The sequence below is a fragment of the Streptacidiphilus albus JL83 genome (genome assembly GCF_000744705.1).
Classification (GTDB): domain Bacteria; phylum Actinomycetota; class Actinomycetes; order Streptomycetales; family Streptomycetaceae; genus Streptacidiphilus; species Streptacidiphilus albus.
Genome location: NZ_JQML01000001.1, coordinates 4,616,418 through 4,629,052, shown reverse-complemented (window position 1 = coordinate 4,629,052; position 12,635 = coordinate 4,616,418). Strand labels below are relative to the sequence as shown.

The following is a 12,635-nucleotide window of genomic DNA, read 5'->3' as shown; positions in this document are numbered from 1 at the left end:
GCACCACGGGGGATCTGAACGTCTTCGCGGGGGAGCGGGGGGACTGGTCCAGACCATGACCGATCGTCACCATCTCGTGACTGTCCGCTATGGGATGGTCCATCTGCATCCGTCGAGACTTGGCCCCGCAGGGGTCAATTCCGACGGTTTGGCCGATGGAACTGGACGGATGGTGTAGTTGTAGTGCCGAGGACAAGCCGTTCGTCCTATTACCGACTTGGTCGGTGTGCGCCATTTCGGGCATCCCGGTCCAAGGTGCAGAATTTGAAGGAAAGAACCGTGTTGGTTCGGTTCTCCCGAGGAGGCCGCTCATGACCGCTCGCACCCCTGATGCCGAACCGCTGCTGACGCCGGCTGAGGTTGCCACCATGTTCCGCGTTGACCCTAAGACGGTCACTCGCTGGGCCAAGGCCGGCAAGCTCACGTCGATCCGTACGCTCGGTGGGCATCGTCGTTACCGTGAGGCCGAGGTTCGTGCGCTGCTTGCGGGTATCCCGCAGCAGCGTGGCGAAGTCTGAGGCCGGGCGGACCCGAGTCTTGCCCTCGTCCTTCCGCGTCGGATGTCCCAGCGACGGGCGCATCCGTTCGGCACGCAGTAGGCCGAGGATCTTGAAAAGCAGAGCCGTACCGAACTCCGCCGGGTTCGGTACGGCTTTGTTTTTCTCCGGCCGGGGGACCCGTCAAGTATGTTTTCGGCCAGTCCTGCGTTCCGTTCGGGACCTGCGGGGCCACTGGTTTTTGTGTGCAATTGTATATATTAAATTACCTCTGCTGCTGTTGTTCCTGGTGGCGCGGGAAAAGGTATGAGAAGGTAAAGAATACTTAAGTGATCCAGGTCACATTCCCTGGATGGCCTGCGGAAATGCAGAAGGCCCGGATCCATTCGGATCCGGGCCTTCTGCATCATGCGACCTCGACGGGACTTGAACCCGCGACCTCCACCTTGACAGGGTGGCGAGCTAACCAACTGCTCCACGAGGCCTTGAGCGACGCACCCGCTTGCTGTGCGACAACGGAACTGTACTCCATCCGCAGCCCCCTGGTCGAACCGCAGGTGGGCACCGGGCCCGCAGGCCCGGGCTCAGGCGCCGGAGGCGCCCAGCAGCTCGCCGACGCCGTAGGTGATCGCCATGGCGAGGGCGCCGCCGGCCACGTTGCGCAGCACCGCCGGGCGGACCGGGGCCCTCCCCAGCAGGGCGCTGATCCAGCCGCAGCCGGTGAGCGCCGCCAGCACCGACACCACGGTGATCGGCAGCCGGACCGACGCGGGCGGCAGCACCATCGCCAGCAGCGGCAGCAGCGCCCCCACGGTGAAGGCCAGGAAGCTGGCGAAGGCGGCGTGCCAGGGGTTGGCCAGCCCGTCGGGGTCGATGCCCAGCTCGGTCTCGGCGTGCGCGGCCAGCGCGTCGTGGCGGGTCAGCTGGACCGCCACTGCCTGGGCCAGCTCCGCGTCCAGGCCCTTGGCCCGGTAGAGCCCGGCCAGTTCGGCCAGCTCGGCCTCGGGCGTGGTCCGGAGCTCCTGGCGCTCCTGGTCCAGGGCGGCCTGCTCGGAGTCCCGCTGGGTGCTGACCGACACGTACTCGCCGGCCGCCATCGACAGCGAGCCGGCCAGCAGTCCGGCCAGGCCGGCGGTGAGCAGGGCGTCCGCGGAACTGGTCGCCCCGGCCACGCCGACCACCAGGCCGGCCGTGGACACCACCCCGTCGTTCGCGCCGAGCACGGCGGCCCGGAGCCAGTTCAGCCGGCCGCCGATGCCGTTCTGGTGCGCCTCGCCCTCGTGCGCCTGGCCGTCCGGCCCGTCCGGGGGGCGCGCGGCGTCCGCCTCGTCAGCTGTCACGGCATCAGTCTCCCCGGGCACCGGTCCGGCCGCGACCCTGGCGGCCCGGGGTCGCGGCCGTGGCCGGTGGCCATGGAGAGGCGGTGGCCATGGAGAGGGGTGCGGTCAGAGGTCCAGCACCAGTCGGCCGTCCCGGCTGCGGGAGACGCAGAGCAGCATCGAGTCCTCCTGCTCCGCCTCGGTCAGCGCCTCGCCGCGGTGGTCCGGCGTCCCGGCCAGCACGGTGGCCCGGCAGGTGCCGCAGAAGCCCTGCTCGCAGGAGTAGGGCAGGTCGGGCAGTTCCTCGCGGAGGGCGCCGAGCACACTGCGCGCGGCCGGGACGGTGACCGTCCGGCCGCTGCGGGCGAGCTCGACCTCGACCTCGGCGTCGGCCTGGTCCGCCGCGCCCCCGGCGGGGTGGAAGCGCTCCAGCCGGGCCTCGGCTCCGGGGCGCAGCTCGGCCAGGGCGGCGACCACGGCGTCGGTCAGCCCTTCCGGGCCGCAGACCTGGACCTCGGCGTCGGCCGGGGCCCCGGCCAGCGCGGCGGCGAGGTCGGGCCGGCCCTCGGTCCCGGTGGCGACGACGCGGACCCGTCCGACCGACCCCTCGACGGCCCCGAGCCCGTCCAGAGCCTCGACTTCGTCGAGGTAGGGCATGGTCGGGCGCGAACGGCCGAGGTAGAGCAGCTGCCAGTCGGCGCCCCGGGCGGCGGCCGCGCGGACCTTCGGCAGGATCGGGGTGATGCCGATGCCGCCGGCGACGAAGAACTGCGGGCGCTCGGGGTCGTCGCCGGAGGCGAAGCGGTTGCGCGGCGGGTGCGCGTCGATCCGCGCGCCGGGCGTGAGTGCCTGGTGGACCTCGCGGGAGCCGCCCCGGCTGTCCTCGGTGAGCCGGACCGCGATCCGGTAGGCCGAGCGGTCGGCCGGGTCGCCGCAGAGGGAGTACTGCCGGACCAGGCCGGAGGGCAGCAGCAGGTCCAGGTGGGCGCCGGGCTCCCAGGCCGGCAGCTCGCCCCCGTCGGCCGCCGCGAGCCGCAGCTCGGCGACGTCCTCGGCCGGACGGCCGCGCCCGGCCACGACCAGTTCCAGCACGGGCGGCGCGGCGGCTGCCTCGGCCGCCCGCGCGGCCGGGGAGCTCGCCAGATAGGCCAGGGCCTTCGCGGTCGAGCCCTCCTGTGAGGGGTGGTAGCGGCGGCGCAGGTAGCGCGGCACGGCGGCGAGGAGCATCTTCGGCGCGGGGACCAGGTCGGCCCGTCCGGCCCTGACCCAGTCGCGCAGGTGCGGTTCGGCCGCCCGCCGCTGGGCGGGGGTGAGTTCGGGGTCGTTCGCCAGGAAGAACTTCACCCCGCGCACCCACAGCCAGGCCATGGTCGGGAAGACGATGGCCATGGTCCGCTGCCGCCGCCCGTAGCCGCCGTCCAGGTGCTGGAAGACGTCGAAGGCGACGGAGCGGTGCTCGACCTCCTCCGCGCCGTGCCAGCGCAGCAGGTCCAGCATCATCGGGTCGGCGCCGTACCGCTCGAAGCCCTCCGCGTCCAGCACCCACTTGCCGAGGACGGCGGTGTAGTGCTCGATCGCGGCGATGATCGCGACCCGCTCCATCAGCCACCAGCGCCGGCCCAGCGGCGGCGCGGTGGTGTCGCCGAGCAGGTGCTCGAAGAACCAGTCCATCTGCTCGGTGTACGGGGTGGGGTCGAGCCCCTGGGCCCGCAGGTGGTCCAGCACGGTGGAGTGGGCCTGGGCGTGCATCGCCTCCTGGCCGATGAAGCCGATCACGTCCTCGCGCAGGGCGGGGTCGCGGACCAGCGGCAGGATCTGCTTGTAGACGTGGACGAACCAGCGCTCACCGGCCGGCAGCAGCAGGTGCAGCACATTGATCATGTGAGTGGAGAAGGGGTCGCCCGGCACCCAGTGCAGCGGGGTGTCGCTCCAGTCGAAGGCGACCCGGCGCGGGCGCAGCTGCGCGTGTTCGGTGGAAACGGCGGGCATGACGTCCTCCTGCGGCTCCGGCTCGGCCCTGGCAGAGCGTAGTACGGCGAATGCGGTCCGTACCGGCCTTCGGTGGAGGTCTGCCGCCGGAGGCGAGGTGCGGGCCGCTTATGAGACTTTGTGTCAACATAGCGCCGAACGGGTGCACGGCAACAGGCCCTCTGCGTACACAGACCCCCGGTACCCAACGGCGCGCCCGCCGCCGGTCGTCGGGACCGGGGCGGGCGCGCGCCGCTGCCAGGAGTACGCCGGGGGCTCAGCCGACCGGCGCCGGTTCGGCGGCCGGAGTGAACGGGCGGCCCTCCAGGGTCCAGTGCGGGTCGGGGGCTATCTCCAGGGCGGCGTAGACCTGCGCCGCGACGTCGACGTGGCGGACCGGCAGGACCGGCCCGCCGGCCGCGATGCCGGGGCCGGAGGCGGCCACCCAGGCCGTCCGCTCCACGGTGCTGCGCCCGCCGTGGCCGCCCGCGTCGACATGGCCGTGGTCGGTCACCACGATCACCGTCCACTCCTCCTCGGCATGGGTCGAGCGGCCGCGGACCGCCGCCAGCAGCCGGCCCAGCCGCTGGTCGGCCAGGGCGATCGAGCGGCGGTACTCCGCCCCGCAGCCCAGGAAGTGGGCGGTCTCGTCGACCGCGCCCAGGTAGACGAAGGACGCCTGCGGGTCGTCCGCGCCGCCCAGCACGTACACGGCCTCGGCGGTCACCCGCTCGTCGCAGACCTCCCAGGCCTCCGGGGAGTCCTCCAGCGGTGCCACGTAGGAGAGCCGGCCGGGGGCGGCGAACAGCGGGCCGCCCTCACGGGCCAGGAACAGCGGCTCCCAGCCGCCGGCCGCGAAGGTGCGCCGCCGGTGGGCCGAGGCCAGCCGGGTGGTGAAGTCCGGGAAGACGTCCAGCCGGTTGCCGCCGAAGTGGTTGCCGAAGACGCCGTGCTTGGCGACGCCGACACCGGTGGCGATGGTGGCCCAGCACGGCCCGGACATGGTCGGCGTGGCCTCGTCGACCTCGACCGGCGCCAGGAAGCCGGCCGCGGCCACGGAGTCCAGGTGCGGGGTGTCCAGCTCCGGGAGCAGGTCGAGTCGGACGCCGTCGATGCCGACGACCAGGACGCGGCGGGGGCCGGCGGGCCAGGTACTGGACACAGCTGTTCTTCCGTTCGTTCGGGGGAAGGGGGGTTGGCGGCACCCTACCCACCGGCGCCGCGGCCCCGGCCCGCCCGGGGCCCTCCGCGCCCGGGCTCCCTTGGTCCGCCGGTCCAAGCATTCACCCGGCCGACACCGGGAGTTCGCCGGGAGGACGGCAGTGCGGACCGCGAACCGCGAACCGCGATCCGCGAGCGGCGAGCGGTGCAGGCCCGCGGTCCGCGGCCGGCGCGGGTCGACCGGACGGGTCCGCCGGGGTGCCCGGCCACGCCCCAGCTGCGAGCGTGGACGCACCGGGGCGACGGGCGGCCCGGCCGAAGGAGCGCGGACATGGCGAACGCCACCTGGGCAGCACCGGAACCACCCCGGGAGCACGGGGCCGGTGAATGGCTGCCGGCCCTGGACGTCCCGGAGCCCGGCCGCCAGCGCCGGCTCACCGTGCTGCTGCGCCACCTGCTGCTGATCCCGCAGTACGTGGTGGTCTGGGCGCTGTCCGTCGTCGCCTTCTTCGTGGTGGTCGCGGCCTGGTTCGGCGCGCTGGTGCTGGGCCGGATGCCGGCCCCGACCGCCCGCTACCTCGCGGGCTACCTCGCCTACGAGACCCGGGTGGCCTCCAGTTCGATGCTGCTGGTCGACAGCTACCCGCCGTTCGCGCTGTTCCTGCCGGTCGACCACCTGGTCCAGGTGGAGGTGCGGCCCGGGACGCTGAACCGGCTCGCGGTCTTCTTCCGGCTGCTGCTGATGATCCCGGCCGCGATCGTCCAGGCGCTGGCCGTCGGCGGCTGGACCGTGCTCTCCTTCTTCGTCTGGCTGGTCGTGCTGGTCCTCGGCCGGATGCCGAGGCCGCTGTTCGAGGCCACGGCGGCGGTCCTCCGCTTCTCCATGCGGTTCGGCGCGTACAGCCTGCTGCTCTCCTCCGCCTACCCCAAGCGGCTGTTCGGCGACGGCGACCGGCCGACCGGGCCGGTGGTCTCGGCCACCCGGCCGCTGGTGCTCAGCGGTGCGGCGAAGGCGCTGCTGGTGCTGTTCCTGGTGGTGGGGCTGGTCGCCGGCGGCACCACCGGCGGGGAGTCCGGCGGGAGTTCCGACCACGACTCGAACGCCTCCTCGGCCGCCCCGGCGGTGGCCCCGGCCCTGCGGTAGCCCGGGCGGCGGCTGTTACCGCAGTGTTAGGCCGCTGCGGCGAGAGTGCTGGTGGTACCTGGCGGAGGTGCCGGGCGACACCCTGTCGCACCGGCCGACCGGAGCCGGTGCCGCGACGCACCGAACAGCACCCGCAGCCGCACCGACCGGAGCCGCTCATGACCGCCGTGGGCACACCCCCCTCGCAGCAGGCCCGACACCGGGGCCGCGCGGGCACTCCGGGCGGTATCGACGGACTGGTCGCACCGCACCGGCTCCGCTCCTGGGCGCTGCTGCTGGCCATCGCGGCCGGAGTGCCGCCGGTCCTCTTCGTCTGGTGGCAGAACACCATCCCCGGCTCGCTCGACAACGGCGCGGCCTGCCTCACCGCGGCCGGCCGGATCGCCGGGCTGCTGGCCGCCTACCTGCTGCTGGTCCTGGTCGCGCTGATGGCGCGGGTGCCCTGGCTGGAGAACCGGGTCGGCTCGGACACCGTCGCCCGCCACCACCGCGCGCTCGGCGAGTACACCGTCGGCCTGGCCTGCGCCCACGCGGTGCTGATCGTGCTCGGCTACGCCTGGCAGTCCGGGCGGAACCCGGTGGCCGAGGGCGTCAGCGTGATCTTCGACTACCCGGACGTCTGGCTCTCCGCGATCTCGCTCGGACTGCTGGTCCTGGTCGGCGTGGTCTCCGCCCGCGCCGTGCGGCGCAAGCTCTCCTACGAGTCCTGGTACCACGTCCACCTGCTGGTGTACCTGGCCATCGGGCTGGCCTTCGCCCACGAGTTCGCGGTCGGCACCGAGTTCTCCGCCTCGCTGCGCAACCGGGTGCTCTGGTCCGCCGCCCACATCGCCGTGGCCGCCGCGGTACTGCTCTTCCGGGTGGCGCTGCCGCTCGCCCGCTCGCTGCGGCACCGGGTACGGGTCGAGCGGGTGGTCGTCGAAGGCCCCGGCGTGGTCTCCGTCCACCTCCGCGGCCGCCGGCTCGACCGGCTCGGGGCCGAGGCCGGGCAGTTCCTGCGCTGGCGCTTCCTGGCCCGGGGCCAGTGGTGGCAGTCCCACCCCTACTCGCTCTCGGCCGCGCCCCGGGCCGACGGCCTGCGGATCACGGTCAAGGACCTCGGGGACTCCAGCGCCGGCCTCGGCCGGCTGCGGCCCGGCACCCGGGTGTGGTTCGAGGGCCCCTACGGAGCCTTCACCGCGCGCCGGAGCGCACGCTGGGGCAGGCGGCGCCGACGGACGCTGCTGATCGGCGGCGGCGCGGGGATCACCCCGCTCCGGGCCCTCTACGAGACCCTGCCGGGGCAGGGCGCCGATGTCGTCCTGGTCTACCGGGCCTCGCAGCCGGAGGACCTGGCGCTCTACGGGGAACTGGAGTCCATCGCCCGCAGGCGGGGCTTCGGCCTCTTCGCCCGGACCGGCCCGCGCGGCGGCGCCCACGACGACCCGCTGCGCGGCGCCGAGCTCCGGCGGATGGTCCCCGACCTCGCCCAGCGCGAGGTCTACCTCTGCGGACCGGTCGGGATGACCGAGTCGGTGCGGGCCGAGCTGCGCCGCTCGGGCGTCCCCCGCCACCGGATCCACATCGAGGCGTTCCAGTTCTGACCAGGAAGGGAGAGGCTGCATGCGCAGGACCACCATGGCGCTGGCCGCGACCACGACCGGCGTCGCTCTGATCATCGGGGTGAAGGCCGGGACCGGGGGCGCCCTCCGGCCGGCGCTGGGCGGGTCCGCCCCGGCGGTGAACAGCTCCACCGGCGCCGCCGCCGCGCCGCCCGCCACCGCGAGCGGCAGCTACACCGGCAGCTCCGTCCCCACCCGCTACGGGACCATGCAGGTCCAGGCAGTGCTGAAGGCCGGGAAGCTGACCGGTGTGGCCGTCCTGCAGCAGACCTCCGGCGGGCGCAGCAGCGAGATCGACTCCTATGCGCTGCCGCTCCTCACCGCCGAGGCGCTGAAGGCCCAGGGCGCGGACATCGACGTGGTCTCCGGTGCGACCTACACCTCCGACGGCTACGCCCAGTCGCTCCAGGCCGCCCTCGACAAGGCGGCCCAGGCCGCCCGCACCGCGCCGTCCGCCTCCCGGTCGGCCGCCCCGCGACCCTCGGCCCGGGCCGCTGCTCCGGCCGGAGTCCGACCGTCCGAGGGAGAATGACGGGATGCGCATCCTGGTCGTCGAGGACGAAGAACGCCTGGCCGCACGCATTGCCGAGGGCCTGCGCGACCAGGGGATGGCCGTGGACGTCTGCCACGACGGCACCGAGGCGCTGGAGAAGACCGAGGTGAACGGCGACGTCTACGACGTCCTCGTGCTCGACCGGGACCTGCCCGGGCTATCCGGCGACGAGGTCTGCCAGGCGCTGGCCGGCCAGGCCGACGCCCCGATGATCCTGATGCTCACCGCGCTCTCCGGCACCGACGACCGGGTGGACGGGCTGACCCTGGGCGCCGACGACTACCTCGGCAAGCCCTTCTCCTTCGCCGAGCTGACCCTGCGGGTCCAGTCGCTGGGACGCCGGGGCCGCTCCCATGCGGCGCTGCTGACCAGGGGCGACCTCACCATGGACACCCTGCGGCGCACCGTCCACCGGGCCGGACGACCGGTCCCGCTGACCGCCAAGGAGTTCACCGTCCTGCAGGTGCTGCTCAGTGCGGACGGCGCGGTGCTCAGCCACGAGCAGCTGCTCGAACGCGCCTGGGACGAGCACGCGGACCCGTTCACCAACACCGTCCGAGTCACCGTCAACCGGCTGCGGCGCAAGCTGGGCCCGCCCGACCTGGTCGAGACCCTGGTCGGGGCCGGCTACCGGATCGCCCTGTGAGCGGCAGCCGGCTCCGGCTTCCGGCGATGACCGTCCGGGCCAGGCTCACCCTCACCTACACCGCCCTGTTCACCGTCGGCGGCAGCATCCTGGTGCTGGCCCTGACCACGGCGTTCTACCGGTTCATCTTCCGGCCGCTGCCCGCCGACGCGATCCCCAGCCGGCTCGACCCCGACCACGACCACATCGTCGGCCTCAGCGACCAGATCCGCGACGCCGCCGCCTCGCACCTGCTGCGGGTCGCGCTGCTGCTGCTGCTCGTCGTGGTGGCGATGTCCGCGCTGGTCGGCTGGTGGATCGCCGGCCGGATGCTGCGGCCGATCGCGGCCATCACCGCGGCGGCCCGGCGCGCCACCGACACCACCCTGCACGAGCGGCTCAACCTGCCCGGACCGCACGACGAGCTCAAGGAACTCGGCGACACCTTCGACGAGATGCTGGAACGCCTGGACGCCGCCTTCGCCGCCCAGCGCCGCTTCGTCGCCAATGCCAGCCACGAACTGCGCACCCCGCTGTCGGTGACCCGGGCGGCGGTCGAGGTCACCCTGGCCAAGCCGGCGGCCACCGACGAGCAGTGGCGGACCATGGCCCAGGACGTCGCCGAGTCCACCCGCAACGCCCAGCGCCTGATCGAGGCCCTGCTGGTGCTGGCCCGCTCCGAGCAGGGCGTCGGCGACATCGTCCAGGACGACCTGGCGGACGTCGCGGCGGAGGCCCTGGACCGGGTCGCCGCCCGCAGCGGCGCGCGCGCCCTGCGGCTGGAGGCGCAGCTCGACCCCGTCCCGCTGGCGGGCAATGTCGCGCTGCTGGGCATCGCGGTGACCAACCTGCTGGAGAACGCGGTGGCGTACAACCGCGAGGGCGGGCTGCTGCGGGTGGTCACCCGGCCGTCCGAGCCCGGCTGGGTGGAGCTGGCCGTCGCCAACGACGGCGCTCCGGTCCCGCCGGAGCAGTTGGACGAGCTCTTCGAACCGTTCCACCGGGGCCGCAACACTCGCCGCAGCGGACGGGACCAGACCCACGACGGAGTCGGCCTCGGGCTGTCCATCGTCAGGGCGGTCGCCCTCGCCCACGGCGGCCAGGTGCTCGCCCGGGCCCGCCCGGACGGCGGCCTGGAGGTCACCCTCCGGCTGCCGGAGCGGCCGAGGTGACCACCCGGCCCGGTCGGCGGGCGTCCAGAGGCGGCCGGGCCGTGTCTCCGTGATCCGTCGGCGCCGCCCCCTATCCTGCGAGAGGACCTGTGAGCGGAGCCCGCGAGTGGACGCTGTGAGCGGACGCGGTGAGCGGACGCGGTGGGCGGAGCCCGCGAGGGGGCGCCCTCGCGGGAGTCGAGGAGGCGGGAAGCTGTGTGCTGGAGCCCGACCGCCGACCTGGTCGCCGGCAGCGCGGTCGCTGCCGTGGGCGTCGTCTGCCTGGTGCACGTCCGCCGGCTCCGGCAGCTGCCGCTGGCCGCGCTGCCGCTGGTGCTCGGCACGCACCAGCTGATCGAGTCGGTGGTCTGGCTGGGACAGCAGGGCCGGGTCGGCCCGGGTGAGGCCGCGCTCGCCCGTACGCTCTGGGCGGTCATCGCCTACCCGCTGCTCCCGGCCCTGGTCCCGATCGCGGTGCTGCTGGTGGCAGCCCCCGCCCGTCGGCTGCTGCTGCTCGGCCTGGTCGCGGTGGGGCTGGCCACCTCGGCGGTGCTGGCCCTGGCGGTCGCCTCCGGCCCGGTCACCGCCGACGCGGTGGGCCACACCGTCCGCTACGGCGTCGGCGTCCCCGCCTCCCGGCTGGTCGCGGCCGGCTACCTGCTCGCCACGGTGGGCGCGTTGCTCGCCGCCGGGCAGCGGGACATCATTGCGCTCGGCGCGGTCTGCGGCCTGGGTGCTGCGGTCTGCCTGACCCTCTGGGACGCCGCCTTCGTCTCCACCTGGTGCGCGCTGGCGGCGGTGAGCAGCGTCTTCGTCCTCCGCTGGATCCGCCGGGCCCGGGCCGGCCCGGGTGCGGCCACCGGTCAGGCGTAGCCGCTCAGGGCCGGGACGGCCAGGGAGGGGACGGCCGGTGCGAAGTCGAACGGCACGGGAATTCCGCCCGTCCCAACAGAAAGGCCCCGGCGAGTCTCCTCGCCGGGGCCTTCTCCACTGCACTGTGGCCAGGGGCGGGGTCGAACCGCCGACCTACCGCTTTTCAGGCGGTCGCTCGTACCAACTGAGCTACCTGGCCGTGATCACCCTCGAAAGGGAGAGCACTGCGACCTCGACGGGACTTGAACCCGCGACCTCCACCTTGACAGGGTGGCGAGCTAACCAACTGCTCCACGAGGCCTCGTACAGGCGAACCTGCACGCGGTTTAATGCGTACCCCCAACGGGATTCGAACCCGTGCTACCGCCTTGAAAGGGCGGCGTCCTGGGCCACTAGACGATGAGGGCGGGTGGCCCTCCCGGCTTCCTTGCGGCCGTCGGGGACGTTCAGAAGCATATGGGATGGAGCCGGGTATCGCCAAAATGGTTTCCACCGGCCCCGGAGCCCGGGGTCGATCGACCCCGAGGAGCGACGTGCTGGAGATGGACCGGGAGCGTTTCGAGGAACTGGTCGGCGAGGCGCTGGACCGGGTGCCGTCCGAACTGACAAGGCTGATGGACAACGTGGTGATCCTGGTCGAGGACGAACCCGAGCCGGACGTGTCCGGGCGTGTCGCCGGAGGTGTCGCGGTCGGCTCGGAACTGCTCGGCCTCTACGAGGGCACACCGCTCACCGAGCGCGGCGAGTGGTACGCCGGGGTGCTGCCGGACCGGATCACCGTCTACCGGTTGCCGACCCTGCGGATCTGCGGCACCGCCGAACAGGTCGTCCGGCAGGTGGGGGTGACGGTGGCGCACGAGATCGGCCATCACTTCGGGATCGACGACGCCCGGCTGCACGAGCTGGGCTACGGCTGAGCCCCGGTCCGCCGCCTGCCGTGTCCTTTGCGACGGCGCCGCCGTTGAACGAGCGGGGCCGGCCGGTGGCGGTCCCGGGCGAAGGAAGGCGGGGTCGCAGGGGTGGACACAGGAGATTTCCGGTTCGGCCGGGTAGTCGGGGGCGTCGCGCTCGGGGCCTTGGCCCTGCTCTCGCTCTGCGGATGCGCGGATGTCGCGGGCGCCGACAAGCCGGCCGCGCCGGGTGCGTCGGCTTCGGGCGACGGGTCGCTGCTGAACCGGTCGCAGGAGGGCATCGTCCAGGGGCGTGGCGGCGGCCGGCACCACGGCGACGACGGCTTGGCACTCGGCGGGTCCACGGCCGGCCCCGGGACGGCCGGGGGAGCGGCCGGCTCGCCGGGCGCCAGACCCACCCCCGGGTCCACGGTCACCCCCACCCCGGGCGGGGCGCCGGGCGACGGCGGCGACGGCGGCACGCAGGGCGGCAAGGGCGGTACGGCGGGCGGGAGTTCGGCGACGCCCTCGGCCCCGGCCGGTGGCGCCGCCGGTGGTGGGCCCGGGGGGAGCACCCCCAGCCCGAGTGCGACCGTGGCGCCCTCAGTATCCGCCAGTGCCACGCCCGTTGCGTCCGCATCCGCGCGACCCAGCGAGTCCGCCCCGGCCGCCCCGGTGAGTTGAGCCGACGGCGGGTGGTGGCCGGTGACGGCGGCGGGTGGCGGTGCGTGGTGGCCGGTGACGGCGGCGAAGGCCCGCCGGTCCGCGCCCGCCCGGCGTGAGAAAGTTCTGTGGCAGCGGGAATGCCCGCTGCCACAGCGCTGTTGTCACGAGGGCAAGGCACTGCCGGGCG

Annotated in this window: 12 protein-coding genes, 4 tRNA genes and 1 pseudogene; 9 read left to right on the top strand and 8 right to left on the bottom strand. The window is 73.8% G+C overall.

Annotation, left to right across the window (positions count from 1 at the left end; translation table 11 throughout):
• The first annotated feature begins 311 nt into the window (after nucleotides 1–311).
• Nucleotides 312–518 carry a developmental transcriptional regulator BldC gene (gene bldC / locus BS75_RS20080; RefSeq protein ID WP_034089242.1) on the top strand — a complete coding sequence of 69 codons (207 nt, stop codon included), beginning with the start codon at nucleotides 312–314 and terminating at the stop codon, nucleotides 516–518.
• A gap of 390 nt (nucleotides 519–908) precedes the next feature.
• Here the strand turns inward: bldC and BS75_RS20075 are convergent.
• From BS75_RS20075 to BS75_RS20060, 5 genes and pseudogenes are all read right to left on the bottom strand, one after another.
• Nucleotides 909–982, bottom strand: a tRNA-Asp gene (locus BS75_RS20075).
• Nucleotides 983–1,081: 99 nt separating this feature from the next.
• Nucleotides 1,082–1,753, bottom strand: a complete 672-nt coding sequence (locus BS75_RS20070) for a VIT1/CCC1 transporter family protein (RefSeq protein WP_042438605.1) — start codon at nucleotides 1,751–1,753, stop codon at nucleotides 1,082–1,084.
• 189 nt (nucleotides 1,754–1,942) lie between these two features.
• Nucleotides 1,943–2,473, bottom strand: a complete 531-nt coding sequence (locus tag BS75_RS52250) for a flavin reductase family protein (RefSeq protein ID WP_408022595.1) — start codon at nucleotides 2,471–2,473, stop codon at nucleotides 1,943–1,945.
• A 447-nt stretch (nucleotides 2,474–2,920) separates the two neighbouring features.
• Nucleotides 2,921–3,805, bottom strand: a pseudogene (locus tag BS75_RS50405) (metal-dependent hydrolase); the annotation flags it as partial.
• A 256-nt stretch (nucleotides 3,806–4,061) separates the two neighbouring features.
• The gene (locus tag BS75_RS20060) at nucleotides 4,062–4,946 is read right to left on the bottom strand and encodes an alkaline phosphatase family protein (RefSeq protein WP_034089240.1); all 885 of its coding nucleotides are present in this window, start codon (nucleotides 4,944–4,946) and stop codon (nucleotides 4,062–4,064) included.
• Between the two features lie 330 nt (nucleotides 4,947–5,276).
• On the opposite strand from BS75_RS20060, the gene BS75_RS20055 reads away from it, so the two are divergent.
• The 6 genes from BS75_RS20055 to BS75_RS20030 all read left to right on the top strand — a co-directional run bounded on the left by BS75_RS20055 (nucleotide 5,277) and on the right by BS75_RS20030 (nucleotide 10,892).
• The gene (locus BS75_RS20055; protein WP_042438531.1) at nucleotides 5,277–6,089 is read left to right on the top strand and encodes a DUF4389 domain-containing protein; all 813 of its coding nucleotides are present in this window, start codon (nucleotides 5,277–5,279) and stop codon (nucleotides 6,087–6,089) included.
• Between the two features lie 158 nt (nucleotides 6,090–6,247).
• A complete protein-coding gene (locus tag BS75_RS20050; RefSeq protein WP_081982463.1) occupies nucleotides 6,248–7,672 on the top strand; it encodes a ferredoxin reductase family protein in 1,425 nt (474 codons plus the stop codon).
• Between the two features lie 19 nt (nucleotides 7,673–7,691).
• A complete protein-coding gene (locus BS75_RS20045; protein ID WP_063771515.1) occupies nucleotides 7,692–8,222 on the top strand; it encodes an FMN-binding protein in 531 nt (176 codons plus the stop codon).
• Nucleotides 8,223–8,226: 4 nt separating this feature from the next.
• On the top strand, nucleotides 8,227–8,889 hold the full coding sequence (locus BS75_RS20040; protein WP_034089239.1) for a response regulator transcription factor: 663 nt from the start codon (nucleotides 8,227–8,229) through the stop codon (nucleotides 8,887–8,889).
• On the top strand, nucleotides 8,886–10,040 hold the full coding sequence (locus BS75_RS20035) for a sensor histidine kinase (RefSeq protein WP_034089238.1): 1,155 nt from the start codon (nucleotides 8,886–8,888) through the stop codon (nucleotides 10,038–10,040). Before BS75_RS20040 ends, BS75_RS20035 begins: the two co-directional genes overlap by 4 nt.
• A gap of 195 nt (nucleotides 10,041–10,235) precedes the next feature.
• Entirely contained in the window at nucleotides 10,236–10,892 is a 657-nt protein-coding gene (locus BS75_RS20030) for a DUF6629 family protein (RefSeq protein WP_034089237.1), read from the top strand.
• 125 nt (nucleotides 10,893–11,017) lie between these two features.
• On the opposite strand, the gene BS75_RS20025 is transcribed toward BS75_RS20030, so the two are convergent.
• The 3 genes from BS75_RS20025 to BS75_RS20015 all read right to left on the bottom strand — a co-directional run bounded on the left by BS75_RS20025 (nucleotide 11,018) and on the right by BS75_RS20015 (nucleotide 11,299).
• A tRNA-Phe gene (locus tag BS75_RS20025) sits at nucleotides 11,018–11,091 on the bottom strand.
• A gap of 28 nt (nucleotides 11,092–11,119) precedes the next feature.
• Nucleotides 11,120–11,193: transfer RNA gene (locus BS75_RS20020), tRNA-Asp, on the bottom strand.
• Nucleotides 11,194–11,226: 33 nt separating this feature from the next.
• A tRNA-Glu gene (locus BS75_RS20015) sits at nucleotides 11,227–11,299 on the bottom strand.
• Between the two features lie 126 nt (nucleotides 11,300–11,425).
• Here BS75_RS20015 and BS75_RS20010 point away from each other — a divergent pair.
• Nucleotides 11,426–11,809 carry a metallopeptidase family protein gene (locus tag BS75_RS20010; RefSeq protein WP_034089236.1) on the top strand — a complete coding sequence of 128 codons (384 nt, stop codon included), beginning with the start codon at nucleotides 11,426–11,428 and terminating at the stop codon, nucleotides 11,807–11,809.
• Between the two features lie 102 nt (nucleotides 11,810–11,911).
• Entirely contained in the window at nucleotides 11,912–12,466 is a 555-nt protein-coding gene (locus tag BS75_RS44535) for a hypothetical protein (protein ID WP_052069557.1), read from the top strand.
• Nucleotides 12,467–12,635 lie beyond the last annotated feature (169 nt).